The organism is Rothia sp. HMSC068E02, assembly GCF_001813565.1.
Classification (GTDB): Bacteria; Actinomycetota; Actinomycetes; order Actinomycetales; family Micrococcaceae; genus Rothia.
In genome coordinates, this window is the sequence record NZ_KV812887.1 from 132392 (window position 1) to 151007 (window position 18616).

Consider the following 18616-nt stretch of genomic DNA (forward strand, 5'->3'; position numbering starts at 1 on the left):
TTGATGTGGAAAGTGTTTGCGGGATGGTTCGCTAACGCCCCATAAAATCAGCGCGCCAGCAGAATCAGCGTTCCGGCAGAATCAACAAACGATTCGTCACCGGATGCCTCAACACCTCAATCGGATGCTGATACACCTCAGACAACAACTCCGCCGAACACACCTGCTCAGGGGCACCCGAAGCAACCACCTCACCACCACGCAACAACACCATACGGTCAGAATACGCAGCCGCCACATCCAAGTCATGAAGCACCGTCAACACCGCAGCACCCTCAGCAGCCAACTCACGGCTCACCCGCAACGTCTGCTCCTGATGCGTAATATCCAACGCCGCAGTCGGCTCATCCAAAAGAATCAGCGGAGTCTGCTGAGCGAACACACGCGCCAAATGAGCACGACCACTCTCACCACCGGACAGAGTCGTAATATCGCGATCCGACAAATGAGTTACCGACGTACGCTCCATCATCGAAGCAACCACGGAGTCATCCTCTTCAGCGCGCTCCGTACCCTTCCACGGGGTGCGGCCCATCTGAACCACCTCATGCACCGTGTACGAAAACGCCACATTCAACTTCTGCAACAGCATCGCACGCTGACGCGCCATCTGACGGGCAGGAATCGAACCCAGAGGGGTGCCATCCAACAGAATCTCACCGCTACTGGGCGCAATATCACCAGCAATCACACCCAACAGAGTCGACTTACCGGCACCATTAGGACCAATCAGCGACACAACCTCGCCCGCAGCAACAGACAGAGACACATCATTCAAAATCTGACGCCCACCAGCGTTAAAACACACACCGGACAAGCTCAACAACTCACTCACGAAGCACCTCCGCCCTGACCCAGGGAACGACGCAACAACACAAAGAACGTCGGGCCGCCCACCAAAGCCGTAAAAATACCAATCGGCAAATCAGCAAAAGGCACCAGCGTACGCGCACCCAAATCAGACAGCGCAATCAACAGCGCGCCACCCAACGCCGAAGCCGGCAACAACACACGATTCGACGGACCCAAAATCATGCGCAACAGGTGAGGAATAATCAGACCAATAAACGCAATAATGCCCGCATACGCCACCGCAGCACCCGTCAACAAAGCCGTCGCCGCAATAGACACCGCACGCAGACGCTCCACGTTCACACCCGAATGCTGCGCCGCACGCTCACCCAACGCCAGAACATCCAGCGAAGAAGCCATCACAAAACACGCCACCAAGCCGATCAGAATAACCGGCCACACGCTCGCCACAGCCTTCCACGTGGAACCGTTCAGCGAACCCATCTGCCAGAACACAATCTGATCGCGGCTCGTCGTATCAGCAATAAACATGAGGAACGCAATAATCGCATTCGCCACCGCGGTCACCGCAATACCCGTCAAAATCATCGACAGGACCTTCGCACGACCCGAAGAACGCGACAGGAAATACACCAGCGCAGTAGCCGCCAACGCACCCACAAACGCGAATGCAGGAGTCGTGAAAATACCGAAGAACTGCAGGTTCAACACAATCGACAAACACGCGCCAACCGCCGCACCCGAGGAAACACCAATCACGCCCGGCTCAGCCAACGGGTTACCAAACACCGACTGCATCACCGCACCGGAAGTACCCAAAGCGGCACCCACCAGCACACCCAACAGCACACGCGGGAAACGGATATTCCACAGAGTGCTATCCGCCAGCTGCATCGCCGGGTTCTCCGGTGCAAGACCCAGACGGCGGCCCACAGAAGCAACCACCTGATCAATCGGGATATTGTACTGACCCAAACCCGCAGACAGCACCATCACAACGCATAGCGCCACTGCCAAAAACGTAAACGTCAGACCGGCACGACGCCGACGCGAAGCACGATAATCCCGCGCACCCGCCGCACTTTTCACGGCAGCCACTACTGGCCCCCCGCAGGAGTCGAGTACGCAGCCTTAGCCAGCGACAAAAGCACCGCCGGAGTATTCGGGCCATAGGACAGAATCTGGCCGTCACCCATATCGATAATGCGCTTATTCTTACCGGCGTTTGTCTCACCCACACCCGGGCGAGCCAAGAAACCATCCAAACCGCCGGTGGATTTAATGCCGCCGCTCATGGTCAAAATGACGTCCGGGTTCAGCTTCACCAGCGCCTCACTGGTCGCCGGAATAATATTCGTCGCGTTCTGCTCAGACGCCACATCCTTGCCGCCAATAGCCTGAATCAAATCGTCAGCGCCCGAACCCTTGCCGAGCACGAAGAACACGCCAGCGGTACCGCGCACGTACAAGAACGCGAACGACACCTGCTGTGCACCCTTCGGGGCGACGTCCTTGAGCACCTGCAGAGCATAATCCAGGTCCTTCTGCACGCGGGCAGCAACCTGCTCGCCCGCCTCCGGGACACCCAGCGCCTGCGCAACAGCCTTGAGCTGCGGAATGATCTTATCCATACGACGCTCATGATCGAAGACCACAACGGTCACGCCCGCTGCGCGCAGCTGATCCACAATCTCAATCGGGCCGTTGCTCTTATCCCACAGCACCAGGTCCGGGGAGGTCGCCAGAATCGCCTCAGCGTTCAGGTCGTGACCGTTCTGGGTCACCAGCGGCAGGTGAGCCAGCGACTGCTCCGTCGAGGAGGTGACACGGCCAACCAGACGACCGCCCAGACCCAGCGCAATCATCTGCTGAGCCAGAGTGCCGTACAGGTCCAGTGCCAGCACACGGTCAGCGGACTTAACGGTCACCTCGGTGCCGTTGAAATCCTTGAAGGTCACCGGGAAAGCCGGGGTGGGGGTATCGACCATCGGCTGAATTTCGGGGGTGTCTGCGGCGCTATTGGGGCCGCGCAGAGCCTTCTGATCAGGGGCAATAGAAGAACGCAGCTGATCCGCCAGGTTCTCCAAAACGGTGCGGGTGCTCTGCTCATCCACCACAGCCTGCGAAGAACTTGAAGAAGCAGCCGGGTTCTGAGTACCCACACCGCAAGAGCTCAGCAGAAACGCGGAAGTGATGGAGAACGCCGCATACTTCACTGCATCGCGGCGGTTCAGGGCAGAAGAAGAAAGGGAAGAAAACATCGTCGTCTCACAGAAAAAAGGGAGTTAAGAAAAACTGGGGTAGGCGTCGGGGTAAAACCTGGCACCTGAAGCGGGGGTGCAGTGAAAATCTGCACCCCCGCACGGGCCGTGTCGGCTCACCGGTGAGTCTCAGGGTCGAGTCTCAGCGGCGAGCCGACGGTGTGGGCGTCCTTAGAAAAGAAGCCGTTATGCCTTCTTGCGGCGGCGAGTGTACACGACGGTACCCGCACCGGCTGCAACAGCGATGAAGCCTGCAACCAGGGTGCCCTCAACGCCGGAGGCACCGGTGGACGCCAGAGGCTTGCCGGTGACCGGGTCGCAACCCTCACCCTCGTAGACGGTCTCGGTCACGGTCTTGGTGGTGGTCTTAGCGCCGTTAATCGCAGCGGAGAAGCTCAGCGGAGCCATGTCCTTACCGGCCTCGTAGAAGCCAGCAAACGCCTTCGCGCCCTCAGCGGTCAGAGTGGTTGCAGCACCGTTGACGCTCACAGCATCAGCGGAGCTCTGCAGACCGGACAGATCCACCTTCAGCAGTGCCACCTCACCGTAGTTAGTTGCCTTGCCGGAGGAGTCATTGCTGTTCATGGTCGCGTAGAGAGTACCGGAATTACCGTTAATCTCAAGGCGCGGGTTCGCAATGGTGGTGTCCAGAATGCCGTGGTGACCGGTGAAACGAACCGAACCGCTGAAAGAGATGGAACCCTTACCGCCCTTGAAGGTGCCGGTGCCGTTAGACCAGTTGAACGCATCCGAAGAGTAGGAGGTGCCGTTCAGCTCCCAGCTACCGTTTGCGATGCCGCCGCGCACGTAGTTGCGGAAGGAATCACGCACGCCCCAGCCAAGGTTTGCGCTCTTAATGGTGCCGTCGGATGCGCCCTGCTCCTGCACCTCGCGGGTGCGGGTGACGGGTACGCAGACCGGCTGTGCCGGGTTATTGCTGACAGAACCGTTCGAGGAGGAACCGCCGTTAGAGACGCTGCCGGAGGTGCCTGCCGAACCATTAGAACCGGAGCCGTTAGCGCCGGAGTTATCGGAGGAGTTCGAGGAGCTGTTATCGGAGGAGCCGTTCTCAGAACCCTTGTTATCGGAGGACTTGCTCTCAGAGACGCGGGGAACCTCAACGGTGTTCTCCGCGGTCTGCTCGCTGAGCTTTACGGAGAAGCTCAGCGGTGCCATGGCGTTGTCGGCACCGCGGTACTGGCCCGCGAAGAGCACCTCGGAGCCTTCATCGGTGAGTGCGACTGCCGCGTTCTGTGCGGAGAAGACGCCGTCCTTTACGCTCGCGCCGGAGAGGTCCACCTCGGCGATAGCCAGGCCGGTCTTAGAAACGGACTTACCGTCGCGGGTCAGTGCGTCAACGTCAGCGACCAGGGTGCCCTTACCGTTGACGACGACCAGGCGCATGTTCTTGATGGTGCTCTTGAGCTGACCGTTGTGGCCGGTGAACTCTGCGGTGCCCGCAAAGTTAATCTGACCGGTCTTGGTCTCGGGGTTGTACACGCCGGATGCCTGAGTGTACTTCAGGCCGCCTGCCGCGGTCTTCTCCAGACCGTCAACGTTCACGGAGCCGTGGGCGAAGCTGGTCAGGTACTTCAGGAACGACTCACGAATATCCCAGCTGAGGGTGCCGGACTCGACGACGTTGCCGGTGACCTTCTCTTCACGCTTGGGTTCGGTGGTTGCGACGGGGGAGGAGGGTGCCGCGGAGGTGGGAGCTGCGCTCGGTGCTGCAGAAGTGGGCTCTGCGGGCTTGGGGTCTGTGGGCTTGGGTGCCTCGCTGGTCGGTGCGGAGGAAGGCTCTGCGGTCGGCGCAGCAGTCGGCTCGGCGCTGGGCTCAGCGGAAGGTGCGGGCGCGGGTGCTTCCTTGGTCACGATGGTTGCGGAGAAGCCGAGTGCATCCAGCTCCTGACCTGCCTTGTAGAAGCCGGCGAAGGCGCCGGTTGCCTCTTCGGAGAGCTTGACGCGGGTGCCGTTTTCTTCGTCAACGCTGGGCAGGGTGATGGTGTTACCCTCAACCTTCAGACCGGAGGCGTTGAAAGTGCCGAGGGTCATGTTCTTGGTTTCGACCAGGTCGTTCGGGGTGGTGTTGCCGTTGTAGGGGCGCGACTGAACGTTGGCGCGCACGGTGCCCACGCCGTCCTTAATGGTGACGGAGAGGTCGGAGATGATGACTTCCAGCAGACCGTGGTGAGCGGTGTAGTGGATCGAGGAGCCGGTGAAGGTGACCGAGTATTCGCCGTTGGCTACGGTGCCTTCGGCGGCGGTGAAGTGGTAGGAGCCGTCTTCGTTGGTGGTGACGCCGGTCAGCTTCTGGGAGCCCTGGGAGAAGGGGCCGTTGATGTAGGAGCGGAAGGACTTCTTCAGGCCCCAGTTGACGGTGACGTCCTGCAGGCTCTGCTCTGAGGCTGCGGCAACCTCACCGGCGCTGATGTGGGAGTTGGTTTCAGCTGCGAAGGCTGCGGGTACGCCGGCGACGCCGCTGAGGCCGATGGTTGCCGAAGCCAAGAACGCCCAGGTGCGCTTGGTGAGAGAGGGGGTAGACATTCGGTGTCTCCTTGAATTTTGTGATTGTGGTGTTCGTATCAAGTCTAGACCTATTAGCCTATGTTTGTGTAACTTAATGCCTAGGGTGACTTGTGCATAAGGTTTACCTTAGCAAAAGTTTTTTGAAAACTATTGCCAAAACCGGTTTTTGGTGACAATATGTCATTAACAGTTTGGTGACATTGTGTCACTAAAACATTTATTGTTCACCCACAAGTCACTTTAGGAACTCACAATGACCGTGATCGCCCCCGAAACCACCCAGGAACGCTTCTCCGCACACCTGAAGGAAAGCACCAAGCACGTCCACGACAACGCCGAACATTCCACCTTCATGGAAGACCTCATGGGCGGCTCCCTCAACACCGAGGCATACCTGCGCCTCATCAACCAGTACGTGCACATCTACGAAGCACTCGAAGCGGTCTCCGAACACTACCGCGCAGAACCCAACCCCATCACCGAACCCTTCACCCACCCCGGCCTCGACCGCGCAGAATACATCCGCGCAGACATCCGCGCACTCGGCCAGGACGGCGACATCGACGCGCCCCTGCCCGCAACCGCAGAATACGTAGAGCGTATCCGCGCCACCATCAACTCCCCCGAACGCTACCTGGCCCACCACTACCTGCGCTACCTCGGCGACCTCTCCGGCGGCCAGGCAGTCGCAGCGCTGGTCACCCGCCACTACGGCATCCCCGCAGAAGCGCTGAGCATGTACCGCTTCACCGAACTGCCCAAGCCCAAGGTCTTCAAGGACGGCTACCGCGAACTGCTCGACAACGCACCCCTGACCGACGAACAGCGCGAAGCCCTCATTGAAGAGTGCATCGAAGGCTTCCGCATCAACGCCTCCCTGTTCGCGCAGCTGGGCCGCAAGGTCGCCGAGGCATAAACACCGAACACCTCAACGCACAAGCCTGCGGGCATAACAAAAGGGGCGGATGCTTTCACAAGCATCCGCCCCTTTCGGCGTTAGTCTCAAACTAGTCGAAGACTAGCCCTTCGCAACCTCACCGAAGTAAGAAGCGAGAGTACCCTCGTGAGCTGCACGCAGCTCATCCAGGTCAATGGAAACCTCATCCTGGAAGTCCAGAGCGTTCGACGCAGCATCCACCACACCAATACGTGCGAAGGGGAACTGGCGAGCGGTGCACATATCCTTGAAGCGCACCTCCTCAGAACGCGGAACCGAAACCACAACGCGGCCCAGGGACTCCGAGAACAGCAGGGTGAACAGGTCCACGCCGTCACGCTCAGCAACCTCACCCAGACCAATGCGGGCACCGGTGTTGAAACGCAGGCAAGCCTCCGACAGAGCCGCAGCCAGACCACCAGCAGACACGTCGTGCGCGGCATCAATCATGCCGTCACGAGACATGTTCACCAGCATGTCACCCAGCTGACGCTCCAGAGCCAGATCAACCTTCGGCGGCTGACCGCCCAGGTGACCCTTGAAACGAGCCCACTCGGAGCCGTCCAGCTCATCGCGAGTGGTACCCAGCAGGTAGATAGCCTGACCGTCATGCTCAGGAGCCCAACCCGAAGGGGTGCGGCGGGTGACGTCATCCATCACGCCCATCATCGCCACCACGGGGGTCGGGTTAATAGCTTTACCACCGGTCTGGTTGTACAGGGACACGTTACCGCCGGTCACCGGAACACCCAGCTCCATGCAGCCATCAGCCAGGCCGCGAACAGCCTCAGCGAACTGCCACATGACGTCCGGATCCTCGGGAGAACCGAAGTTCAGGCAGTCAGACACAGCCACGGGGCGTGCACCAACGGTCGCAACGTTACGGTACGCCTCAGCCAAGGACGCGCGAGCACCCTCGTACGGATCCAGGTAGGTGAAACGCGGGGAGGCGTCGGTCGCCAGAGCAACACCGAGGTTGGTGTTCTCGTCCACGCGCACCACGCCGCCGTCGTCCGGCATGGACAGGGCGGTGTTGCCCTGAACGTAGCGGTCGTACTGGTTGGTGATCCAGGACTTGGAGCACATGTTCGGGGATGCCATGAACGCCTTGATTGCCTCGCCCAGCTCCTTACCGCGCGGGCGGGAATCGTCGGCAGCCGAACCGGTGAAGTGGTTAGCCTGAACGTCATCCTGCCACTTGGGGCGTGCGTAGGGACGCTCGTAGGTCGGGCCGTCGTGCGCGACGGTGCGGGGGTCAACATCCACGATGACCTCGCCGTCCCACTCGATGACCAGGCGGCCAGAGTTGGTGACCTCACCGAGGAAGGAGTACTCCACGCCCCACTTGTTCATGATCGCTTCGAAGCGCTCTACGTTCTCGGGGGAGACAACAGCCATCATGCGTTCCTGAGACTCAGACATCAGAATCTCGCCCGGGGTCAGGGTGGGGTCACGCAGCAGAACCTTGGTCAGGTCGACGTGCATGCCGCCCTCACCGTTAGAAGCCAGCTCGCTGGTTGCGCAGGAAATACCCGCAGCACCCAGGTCCTGAATACCCTCAACCACGGAGCCCTTGAACAGCTCCAGGCAGCACTCAATCAGAACCTTCTCAGCGAAGGGGTCGCCCACCTGAACGGCAGGACGCTTCGAGGGCTTGGTGTCGTCGAAGGACTCCGAAGCCAGCACCGACGCACCGCCGATGCCGTCGCCACCGGTACGTGCACCGAAGAGGACAACCTTGTTGCCCACACCCGATGCGTTCGCCAGGCGGATGTCCTCGTGGCGCATAATGCCCACAGCCAGTGCGTTGACCAGCGGGTTTGCCTGGTAGCAGGAATCAAACTCAACCTCGCCGCCAATGTTCGGCAGGCCCAGGGAGTTACCGTAACCACCAATACCGGCAACCACGCCGCCAATAACGCGGGCGGTGTCCGGGTGATCAATCGCGCCGAAACGTAGCGGGTCCATCACCGCAATCGGGCGGGCACCCATGGAAATAATGTCACGCACAATACCGCCCACACCGGTCGCAGCACCCTGGTAGGGCTCCACGTACGAGGGGTGGTTGTGGGACTCAATCTTGAAGGTAACAGCCCAGCCGTCACCAATATCGGTCACACCGGCGTTCTCACCGATACCGACCATCAGGTCCTTCTTCATCTCATCGGTGACCTTCGCACCGAACTGCTTCAGATGAACCTTAGAAGACTTGTAGGAGCAGTGCTCGGACCACATGACCGAGTACATTGCCAGCTCAGCCGCGGTAGGACGGCGACCAAGAATTTCCTTAATGTCCTCGAACTCGTTCTCCTTCAGACCCAGTTCGGCCCAGGGGAGTTCGGTGTCCGGGGTTGCCGCCGCGTGCTCGACGGTGTCGAGGTTAAACTGCTTTTCGCTCATAACTTCTTAGAATCCTTGTCGTGCGTTAGCGGGCGTTAATCAGGTTGGCAAGAACGGAGGTGAACACGCCGAGACCATCGGCGCCACCGCGCAGAGAAACCTCACCAAAACCGGAAGAGGAAGGACCGAAGCCGGGCTCCACAGCGTGCTCCGGGTGCGGCATCAGACCGACCACGTTACCGCGCTCATTGCTGATACCAGCAATATCATTACGGGAACCGTTCGGGTTGAAACCAACGTAGCGGAACACCACGCGACCCTCAGCCTCCAGCGCCTCCAGAGTCTTCGGGTCAGCAACATACTGACCGTCCTGGTTCTTCAGAGGGACAACAATCTCCTGGCCAGCAGCGTAATCGCTCGTCCAGGAGGTGGAGTTATTCTCAATGCGCAGAACCTGGTCACGGCAAATGAACTTGCGGTGATCGTTCTTAATCATCGAACCGGGCAGCAGGTGAGACTCAGTCAGAATCTGGAAACCATTGCAAATACCCAGAACAGGCAGGGGAGCGGAACCGGAGGTACCAGCAGCGTTAGCGGCATCAATCACCGAACGCATCACGGGAGCCTTCGCAGCAATAGCGCCAGCACGCAGGTAGTCACCGTAGGAGAAACCGCCAGGAATAATGACGGCATCAACGTTCTTCAAATCAGCGTCGTCGTGCCACAGCTCAACGACGGTACCGCCAGCCAGACGGACAGCACGCGCAGCGTCACGGTCATCCAGGGTGCCGGGGAAAGTCACCACGCCAACGCGTGCGTCAGCGAAAGCGGGGTTCGGAGAATAAGTAGAAAAGTCGCCAACCAGGGGGACTTCAGTAGGTGCGAGGGACTCTGCCATAGGTATTAGTCCTCCAGAACCGAAACGTTCACAACGTCTTCGATGACAGGGTTCGACAGCAGCTCTTCAGCAGCCTTGCGGGCAGCTGCGAGGTGCTCCTCAGTAGCCTCACCCTCGACGGTCAGCTCGAAGCGCTTACCCTGGCGAACATCCACGAAGGAATCAACGCCGATACGGGGCAGCTCGTGAGAAATAGCCTTACCCTGCGGGTCAAGAATTTCGGGCTTGAGCATAACATCAACAACAATACGGGCCATGTGTGGGCACTCCTTGGGTGCGTGGGTTCTGTATGAGCCGTATCTCATCTTACCGTACTAACGACCGTAACGGGGGTATGCGCCCGGTCGGTGGATACCCTAAGAGGCTCGAATCACGTCTTTTACGCCTCGAGGGGCGGAAGATAGCGTGCGCACACCTCCAGCAGACGCTCGCGCAGACCAATCGAACGCTCCGACAGCTCACGCTGAATACGCACATACTCAGCCTTACCCTCGGCCGTCTCCACGGGAATTGGCTCGTAGCCCCACTCGCGAATCTCGTAGGGGGCGGCGCGCATGTCCAGCTCGCGCGCATCCCACGCCAGGTCGAAACAATCCATGACCAGGGTTGAATCAACCAGAGGTAGCAGCTTGTACGCCCACTTGTACACGTCCATATTCGCGTGCAGGCACGCGGGCTGTTCCAGGACGCGCTGCGTCTCGCGGGTCGGCTGCAGCTCGTTCAACGGTGCCGCCTGCGGCATGAAGAAACGGAACGCATCAAAGTGCGAGCAGCGGATGCGGTGCTCCTCCACCACGCGGTCCGTGCCCTCCGCACCCAGGCGCAGCTGTAGGTAGTCGTGGCGAATATTGTTCTCCACCGACTTGTACGCCATCGCCCACTCGTGCATGCCGAAGCAACCGAACTGGCCCTTCTTTGCGGCCGTGTTACGCAGGATCTCGTGGGTGAAGGCGAGGGCGGTGGCGCGGCGCTCCACGAAGTCGGTGACGTCCACGGTGACGGCGGAGGCGGCATTCACCTGGGCGCGCGCCACCTGCAGGGAGCAACCAGCCTCAAGGAGTTCCTGCTCGGTTGCGGGCCGGTAAAAACGCCAGGAGGCGCGCTCGGGCGCATCCAGCAGGATGATGCCGGCTCCGGGGTGCCAGCGCTTAAACTGGCCGGGTTTGAGCGTGTAGTAGGTGAAGAGGAAGTCCTCCACGGGGTGCACTTCGTGGCGGGCGCGACGCTGCGCAAACGGGTCGGCGTAGCGGCCGGCACGCGCCTCATGGGCGGCAGCGGCGGCACGCCATTCGCGGGCATCCATCACCTGGGAAAACACAACACTACTCATGCTTCTAGCCTAAACGATGCTGTGACAAGGTAGTGGACGTAGCAATGTCTATCTAGTTACTAGAAGACCGGGCTTTAAACTCACGTTCATAATCGTCAAACTGTGGGCTATTAATCACTGCAGTCCGAAGATAACGGGCAAATTGACCCGCTCCTGCTCGTTCAAGTGCGCGAGGAATATCAGTCTCCGTGAATCCCTTAGAGTGAGCATAAGATTCCTGGGAAAGATAGACCTCGGCAAATAAGGAGGGATGAGCGTATTCGGTGAATTGCATCAGAAAATCATCCGCGCTGAGTGTCTCATAATTTTGAATATTCTGAGCTTCTTCCGTGGAAGCATAATCGAGCAGTTTGCGGTCATCGGTGACTAATGCGTGCATGCCGCCGTGTTGGGCGGCAGCATGCACATGAAGATCGTTTATATCGGGAAAGCCAGCAACTGGTTCAACAGGGAAACCTGCGATTAGGGACTTGCAGGATGTCAGGATTTGTTGTTTCCATTTCTCAATTTTTGCATCATGAATCATTGGGTCCTTTCGGCGTGTGTGGTATCCAAACTCATCCATGATTCCGGTGGATACGTATGGAGCGAAAAATCTGTAGTCACTCTCCTTTGTCAAAAGGAGAATCCAATCGCGAAGAGTCTTAGACATCAGAATGTTCGTATCCAGTAGGACAGATTCAGCATCTGATAATGTGCTCTCTTTTACCACGCAGGTCCTCCGATAATGTCGTTGAGATTGTTCTCTTCCTCAAATTTCCAAAGATCTTTGAGAGCTTGTTCCTTCTGAGCGATGGTCTTCTCCAAAAGGGTCTTGCGGAAAACTTCTGCGTCCCCGGTGCGGATGCGGAAATGGCTTCCTACTTTGAACGCGGGGAGCTCGCCGGAACGAATAGCCTTCATAAGGGTCGGGCGTGAGATGCCAATGCGACGAGCTGCCATAGTAGTGGTCAAGTACTGTGGGCTGGTCTGAATCTCGATGCGCTGGCCCTGTGCTAAAGCATGCAAAACCTGTTGAATAACTTGGCTAAGCGCATCACCGATTTCCTGGCTTTCATTCCCTGAAACGGTCAGAGTAACGGCAGTTTCGTTTGAGTCCCCGAGTAGCTTTTTTGCTTCGGTTTGGGCTTGATTAAGGGTTTCCTCCTGCAGGAGTTGGGTGTTGGGCATCTTTGTTCCTTCCTTGTATTACTGGATTGCATTTGGTGCTTAGCTCAAGTAAGTTAGAACCTCGCAAAATGTAGTCCAGTAGCTATAACTCTACCTTGTATCTGAAATAACTGTAAAGTGTTTCAGTTATTTCATTTGTAAACAGAAAAGGGGAGGGGCGGTGCTGAGAAAACCCAGCACCGCCCCTCCCGAAGCGTACAGCCCACAAACGAGCTAAACCCTAGCGGCCAGTACCACCGTAAACAGTAGCCTCGCCCTCAGCATCCAGACCGAACGCAGTGTGCACCGCGCGAACAGCCTCATCCAGCTTGCTCAGCTCAGTAATCACCGAAATACGAATCTCAGAAGTCGAAATCATGTCAATGTTCACGCCAGCGTTAGACAGGGCCTCAAAGAAAGTGAACGAAACACCCGTGTTAGTCTTCATGCCTGCGCCAACCAGCGACAGCTTACCAACCGACTCGTTGTAAATAACCTCCTGGAAACCCAGCTCCGCCTTAGCATCCTCCAGCGCCTTCAGCGCGGTGGGGCCCTGATCCTGATCCAGGGTGAAGGAAATATCGGTCACGCCGGGGCGGTCAGTCGGCACGTTCTGAACAATCATGTCCAGGTTAACCTTCGCCTCATTAATCAGACCGAACACCTTAGCTGCCGACCCGGGAACATCCGGAACACCAACAACAGTAATCTTTGCGCGGGTGCGATCATGCGCGACACCAGAAATCAGGGGCTGCTCCAAGGGAATCTCCTTCAGATGGGTGGGGGTCAGTTCCGCGGACTCCTCCGGAACCACAATAGTGCCTTCAAGGTTAGAGAACGAAGAACGCACGTGAAGCTTCAAATTAAAACGACGAGCATACTCAACACTGCGCAGGTGCAGAATCTTCGCACCGTTCGCCGCCATCTCCAGCATCTCTTCACTGGTGATGGTATCCAGCTTGTGCGCGGTCGGCACGATGCGCGGGTCGGCAGTGAAAACGCCGTCCACATCCGAGTAAATCTCGCACACATCAGCGTTCAGAGCAGCAGCCAGAGCAACAGCAGTCGTATCAGAACCGCCGCGGCCCAGAGTCGTAATATCGCCGCTCTGACGGTTCATACCCTGGAAACCGGCCACAATCGCAATATTTCCGGCCTCAATCGACTCACGGATACGCTCCGGGTTGACCTCCACCAGGCGCGCAGAACCGTGCACGCCGTCGGTAATCATGCCAGCCTGAGAACCAGTGAAAGACTGGGCCTTAGCACCCAGGTCGTTAATAGCCATCGACAGGATGGCAGTTGAAATGCGTTCACCGGCGGTCAGCAGCATGTCCAGCTCACGGGAAGGAGTGACATTGCTGGTGACCTCTGCGGCAAGGTCGAGCAGCTCATCGGTGGTGTCACCCATAGCGGACACCACGACGACCACATCGTTACCTGCCTTCTGAGTGTCCACGACGCGGCGGGCAACGCGCTTTACGCCCTCCGCATCAGCTACGGAGGAACCGCCGAACTTTTGGACGATCAGGCTCATTGATATCTCCAGGTCAGTTACTTGTGTGCTACCGGCAGACGCCGGCTCCTCATTTATAGTAGACGGCGTTCAGTGCAAGCGGCTAACTGTGCACCCGTATGTATTGCCCCGTGAAATATTACGTAGTATTACGCGGTGGTGACGCGGGGCGCGGAAGCGGGTACAGCACGCCCGCGGAGGCTAGTTTTTAGGTCCACGGGTTCACGTACGTGACACCCGGCAACGGCGGAACATCCGGCTTCGGGGTGCGCAACGGGGCGTTCTGAATCGAGCGGATCTTCTCCTCATAGTCCGGGGTGCGGAACACCTCCGGAGCATCCTCCGCCTGCTCGGTTGCGGGTGCCTCAGTGGGTTCGGAGGCGGCGCTCGCAGGAGCCTCCTCAACGGAGTCTTCGCCCAGGTCAGGGGCGGATTCTGCGACGGTTTCAGCATCGGCAGAATCGGCGGGTGAGCCCTCAGCGCCGGATTCCTTGTCGCCTGATTCCTCAGCCTCCTGGAGGACCTGCTCAATCAGTTGCTCATCTACCGTGCCCTGCACACCCTCAGTGGCGGGCGTCGCCGGGGCGGAAACGGCAGAATCCTCAGAATCCAGGTCATCAAACATGCTCGAATTCCAGCGGCGACGACTCTGCTTCGCCTCCTGAGCTTGAACCTGAGCCGCCTGCTCACGCTCCTGCTCCTCCTCACGGTTCACGCGCTCAAAATCCTCGGCGGCAGTATGCGCCGCCGCGGTGCCCTCGCTAATGACGCGGCGACCCTCCAACGCGCGGCCCAGGGTAATCTCGTCCGCGTACTCCAGATCGCCACCGACCGGAAGACCCGACGCCAGACGCGACAGACGCACACCCAGCGGCACGAGCATGCGCGAGAGGTAGGTTGCGGTCGCCTCACCCTCAAGGTTCGGGTCCATCGCCAGAATAATCTCTTGGATACGCTCATCCGCCAGGCGGGACACCAACTCACGAATACGCAGCTGCTCCGGGCCCACACCCGCCAGCGGGTTAATGGCGCCACCGAGCACATGGTAGCGACCGGTAAAGGAACGGGTGCGTTCAATCGCCACCACGTCCTTCGATTCTTCGACCACACACAGCACGGACGGGTCGCGGCGCTCATCACGACAGATGGTGCACAGCTTTGTCTCGGAGACGTTACCGCACTCCTCGCAGAAACTGACGCTGGTCTTCACCGTGGAAATGGCGTTGGCTAGGCGCGCCATATCGGCAGCATCCGCATTCAGAATGTGAAAAGCGATGCGCTGAGCCGACTTGGGGCCCACACCCGGCAGGCGGCCGAGCTCGTCAATGAGGTTTTGAACTGCTCCCTCGTACATGGCTTCTCCTTACAAATGCGGTGTGTTGCGCTGGTGTGTTGTGCTGGTGCGTCGTTCTTGGGCGACGTTATGAGTATGCACCCAACCCCTGACAGTTTAGGGGCGTTTCGCGTAGCGAGTATGCGGCTGGAATGAGTGCGCCCGCCATCGGTGCGATGGCGGGCGCGGCACCTACGACCCCGGGTTAGGGCTGGTGCAGGGGACGTTCGTCAATGACGGTGCCACCAATAATTTTTTCGATAGCGCGCAGACCGATGAAGGTGCTGTTTTCGACCTTCTCATCATCCTCAGAGACGTAGTCTTCATCGGATGCGGTGCGTGCCTGGCGAGCCGGTGCCGCCGACGTGCTCGGAGTCGGTGTGCTAGGAGTCGGTGCTGGGGTTGCGTTAGAAGCCTGCGCTGCGGGCTTCTCATCGCTTGCCGGAGCAGTATCAGCCGGTGCTGCCTGCGGTGTCTCTGCCAACGGACCAGCAGGCTCAACCGGATTAGCAAGCGGACCAGCCGGTGCTACAGGCGCAGTCGGCATTGCGGGCGCAGCGGGTGCCTCAACCGGTTCAGCGTAGGCGGGCTCATCCTCAAAAGGGGGCTCCTCCTCATACGGAGGTTCCTCCGCGTGAGGGGGCTCCTGCGAGAACGGGGGCTCCTGTGCACGCTGGGGTTCAGCAGCGCTCTCCTGCTGCGGAACTCCACTACCGGAGGCAGCAAAGGAATCACGCTCACCAAAACCGCCCGCCGGAGCAACCGGAACCTGCTGACCTGCCGGAACCTGCGGAGCAACCGGGGGCTCAGGCGCAAGCGGGCCAGCCGGGGCTTCCTGAACCGGCGCTTCCTGATTCTGCGCCTGCGGTACAGCTGAGACAGCCGGTGTAGCCTGCTGGGGTGCCTCCTCAGGGGCGCTCTGCGGAATCGGGGCAACCTCCCACGCACCCAGGGGCGCATCCACGCTCGTAGACTCGGGGGTGTTTGCGCCGGTCAGCGGCTGACCGTGGCGACGCCACGCATCCTCACCGCCGCGCGGACCATCAGCCAGAGGCGCCGGCTGAGCGGGCTGCGGGGGAGTCTGCTGAACGGGTTGCTGAGGCACCTGCGGGGCAACAGTCGCAGGAACTGCAGGCTGCGCTGTGGGCGCACTGGGCGCTGCGGGCTGAGCAGCAGGCTGAGCTGCGGGCTTGACCTGCTCACCGGGCTTCGCCACCTGAGCGTGAATGGTCACCTGACGGCGCAGGAACTCACTCACGCGGGCGGTCAGCTCGGGCACAAAGCCCTTGACCGCGCGCAAAGTCGCAATGTCGGCGCTCACGTACAGGGTTGCGCCGTCCATGCGGGCGGGGCGAACCTTCATCAGCTGCTCCGCCGCACCGGGAACGCTCATTCGGTTAAGAATGGCGCGCCAATTACCCTGAACCGCCGCCAGGGGATCGTTCGGGTCAAGCTTCAGAGGCGCGGAGGGGGCACCCGCCGCAGCGGCATCAGCTACAGAAGAAGCGGGGGTATCCGGTGTCGCCGGGGCGTTACCCGCTAGGGGAGCACCAGCCGCAGGTGCGGACTCCTGCGCGGTCGGTGCCAGAGGTGCAGCACTAAGGGGCGCACCTGCCAGCGGGGGAGCACCCGCGCTAGCCTGCTGAGAGCCGCCCCGCTGAGGGGCTACCTGCTGCGCGGGCTGAGCTGCCTCCTGAACCGGGGCGCTAGGAGCCTGTGCACTAGGTACCTGAGCTTCAGTAACCGGAGTCTTAGGTGCCTGGGTCTTAGGCATTAGACCAGCCGCCGCCATACCCGCCGCACGAGCCGCAGACATGCCGCCCTGCGCCGGGGCAGAACCAGCGGAACCCGAGGAACCAGCAGTACCAGAAGCCACGCGGCGCTCCAAAACCTGCAGGCGAGAAGCCAACGCCGCAACCTCAGCGCCACCGGCAGAACCCTCCGCCGCAGGCAGAAGCAGACGAGCACACAGCAACTCCAGCTGAAGCTGCGGATTCGCCGCACCCGTCATACCATTCAGAGTCTCATTGACCGTACCCGCAGCAACCGTCAGCTCACGCTCACCCAGAGCCTGAGCCTGCTGGCCCAGGCGCTCCAACTGATCCTGCGGAACACCCTGCAAAATCTGGCCGGCAGCCTGCGGAACAGCCTTCACCACAATCAAATCACGCAGACGCTCCAGCAGATCCTCCACAAAACGGCGAGGATCCTGACCGGTCGCCACCACACGCGACACCGCGCCAAAGAGAGTCGGCGCATCCTTCGCACCCAACGCCTCAATGACCTCATCCAGAAGCTGCGCGTGGGTATAACCCAGCAGCGCCACCGCACGGTCATACTCAATACCGCTCTGCGAAGACGCACCAGCCATCAGCTGATCAAGAATCGACAGCGAATCACGCACCGAACCGCCGCCAGCACGAATCACCAGCTGCAGCACACCCGGCTCCACAGCCACCTGCTCCTGATCGCACAGGCCCTGCAGGAACGGCAGAAGAACCTCCGGCGGAACCAGACGGAACGGGTAATGGTGAGTGCGCGAACGAATCGTACCCAGCACCTTATTCGGCTCAGTCGTCGCGAAGATAAACTTCACGTGCTCCGGCGGCTCCTCCACAATCTTCAGCAGCGCATTGAAACCCTCACGGGTCACCATATGCGCCTCATCAATAATGAAGATTTTGTAACGGTCACGCACCGGCGCCAAAGTAGCGCGCTCACGCAGGTCACGGGCATGATCCACGCCGCCGTGGCTCGCCGCATCCATCTCAATCACGTCAAGAGAACCGCCACCATCACGCGAGAGCTCACGGCACGAATCGCATACACCACACGGAGTAGGAGTCGGACCCTGCGCACAGTTCAAACAACGCGCCAAAATACGCGCCGACGTGGTCTTACCGCAACCACGCGGACCCGAAAACAGGTACGCGTGATTCACACGGTTCTTCTCCAAGGCGACCATAAGAGGTTCGGTCACGTGCTCCTGCCCGATAACCTCAGCAAAGGTTTCGGGGCGATAACGACGATAAAGGGCAGTGCTCACGGCAACCTCTTCAACTCGGGGGTGCGGATAGGACAATCCCTACCATTTTAGACGCTTTACTCTCGGCCCGAGTGGCCGACAGTCACCGGTGAACACGCCACCGCACCACCGCCACCGCGACACCTACTATGGACACTCACCCGGGCGCTCACCCGGGCGGCATGTACGCCCACAGAAATACCGCGAACACACCGAATTCCCAAGAACCCAAAAATCCGGTACACTGGTTCTTGCCTCTTACGTGGCGTTATCTTGGAAAACTCCCCCAGGACCGGAAGGTAGCAAGGGTATTCGAGCTATGACGGGTGCGTAAGGGGTTTTTCTATGCCCAAAATCAGGCACCTGGGTAGTTCACGCCCGTCATACCCGTCTCACTGTCGTTCGACGGCTTCAACCCAGGATTTATATCCTCGCTCGCTCGGAATCCTGGGTTTCAGCGGTTGCGTAGGAGGTTTTTTCATGCCCAA

Annotated in this window: 14 protein-coding genes and 1 other RNA gene; 2 read left to right on the forward strand and 13 right to left on the reverse strand. The window is 59.5% G+C overall.

Annotation, left to right across the window (positions count from 1 at the left end; translation table 11 throughout):
* Positions 1-64: 64 nt before the first annotated feature.
* The 4 genes from HMPREF2919_RS06965 to HMPREF2919_RS06980 form a co-directional block, all read right to left on the reverse strand.
* On the reverse strand, positions 65-835 hold the full coding sequence (locus HMPREF2919_RS06965) for a heme ABC transporter ATP-binding protein (protein WP_070666953.1): 771 nt from the start codon (positions 833-835) through the stop codon (positions 65-67).
* Positions 832-1911 carry a FecCD family ABC transporter permease gene (locus HMPREF2919_RS06970; protein ID WP_012904203.1) on the reverse strand — a complete coding sequence of 360 codons (1080 nt, stop codon included), beginning with the start codon at positions 1909-1911 and terminating at the stop codon, positions 832-834. Before HMPREF2919_RS06970 ends, HMPREF2919_RS06965 begins: the two co-directional genes overlap by 4 nt.
* Positions 1911-3074, reverse strand: a complete 1164-nt coding sequence (locus HMPREF2919_RS06975; protein ID WP_070666955.1) for a heme/hemin ABC transporter substrate-binding protein — start codon at positions 3072-3074, stop codon at positions 1911-1913. Before HMPREF2919_RS06975 ends, HMPREF2919_RS06970 begins: the two co-directional genes overlap by 1 nt.
* Before the next feature lie 186 nt (positions 3075-3260).
* Positions 3261-5618 carry an HtaA domain-containing protein gene (locus tag HMPREF2919_RS06980; RefSeq protein ID WP_070666957.1) on the reverse strand — a complete coding sequence of 786 codons (2358 nt, stop codon included), beginning with the start codon at positions 5616-5618 and terminating at the stop codon, positions 3261-3263.
* 235 nt (positions 5619-5853) lie between these two features.
* Here HMPREF2919_RS06980 and HMPREF2919_RS06985 point away from each other — a divergent pair, with 235 nt between their 5' ends.
* Positions 5854-6516 (forward strand): biliverdin-producing heme oxygenase, encoded by a 663-nt coding sequence (locus tag HMPREF2919_RS06985; protein WP_070666959.1) that lies wholly within the window; start codon positions 5854-5856, stop codon positions 6514-6516.
* Between the two features lie 102 nt (positions 6517-6618).
* Here HMPREF2919_RS06985 and purL read toward each other — a convergent pair whose 3' ends face one another.
* The 9 genes from purL to HMPREF2919_RS07030 form a co-directional block, all read right to left on the reverse strand.
* Entirely contained in the window at positions 6619-8937 is a 2319-nt protein-coding gene (gene purL, locus HMPREF2919_RS06990; protein WP_070666961.1) for a phosphoribosylformylglycinamidine synthase subunit PurL, read from the reverse strand.
* A gap of 25 nt (positions 8938-8962) precedes the next feature.
* Complete coding sequence (gene purQ, locus HMPREF2919_RS06995; RefSeq protein ID WP_070666962.1) at positions 8963-9775, reverse strand: phosphoribosylformylglycinamidine synthase subunit PurQ; 813 nt, start codon at positions 9773-9775, stop codon at positions 8963-8965.
* Positions 9776-9780: 5 nt separating this feature from the next.
* Positions 9781-10032 (reverse strand): phosphoribosylformylglycinamidine synthase subunit PurS, encoded by a 252-nt coding sequence (gene purS / locus HMPREF2919_RS07000; protein WP_005507194.1) that lies wholly within the window; start codon positions 10030-10032, stop codon positions 9781-9783.
* Between the two features lie 122 nt (positions 10033-10154).
* A complete protein-coding gene (locus HMPREF2919_RS07005; RefSeq protein WP_070666964.1) occupies positions 10155-11105 on the reverse strand; it encodes a 3-methyladenine DNA glycosylase in 951 nt (316 codons plus the stop codon).
* 52 nt (positions 11106-11157) lie between these two features.
* Positions 11158-11817 carry a PIN domain-containing protein gene (locus HMPREF2919_RS07010; RefSeq protein WP_005507191.1) on the reverse strand — a complete coding sequence of 220 codons (660 nt, stop codon included), beginning with the start codon at positions 11815-11817 and terminating at the stop codon, positions 11158-11160.
* On the reverse strand, positions 11811-12275 hold the full coding sequence (locus HMPREF2919_RS07015) for an excisionase family DNA-binding protein (RefSeq protein ID WP_005507190.1): 465 nt from the start codon (positions 12273-12275) through the stop codon (positions 11811-11813). The genes HMPREF2919_RS07010 and HMPREF2919_RS07015 overlap by 7 nt, the downstream gene beginning before the upstream one ends.
* Positions 12276-12495: 220 nt before the next feature.
* Positions 12496-13791 (reverse strand): aspartate kinase, encoded by a 1296-nt coding sequence (locus HMPREF2919_RS07020; RefSeq protein ID WP_005507189.1) that lies wholly within the window; start codon positions 13789-13791, stop codon positions 12496-12498.
* Positions 13792-13978: 187 nt separating this feature from the next.
* Positions 13979-15124: a recombination mediator RecR gene (recR, locus tag HMPREF2919_RS09335; protein WP_005507188.1), complete on the reverse strand. Its 1146-nt coding sequence runs from the start codon at positions 15122-15124 to the stop codon at positions 13979-13981.
* Positions 15125-15308: 184 nt separating this feature from the next.
* Positions 15309-18149, reverse strand: coding sequence for a DNA polymerase III subunit gamma and tau (locus HMPREF2919_RS07030; protein ID WP_070666966.1), 2841 nt, complete (start codon positions 18147-18149; stop codon positions 15309-15311).
* A gap of 228 nt (positions 18150-18377) precedes the next feature.
* Here HMPREF2919_RS07030 and ffs point away from each other — a divergent pair.
* Positions 18378-18474, forward strand: an RNA gene (gene ffs / locus HMPREF2919_RS07035) — signal recognition particle sRNA small type.
* Positions 18475-18616 lie beyond the last annotated feature (142 nt).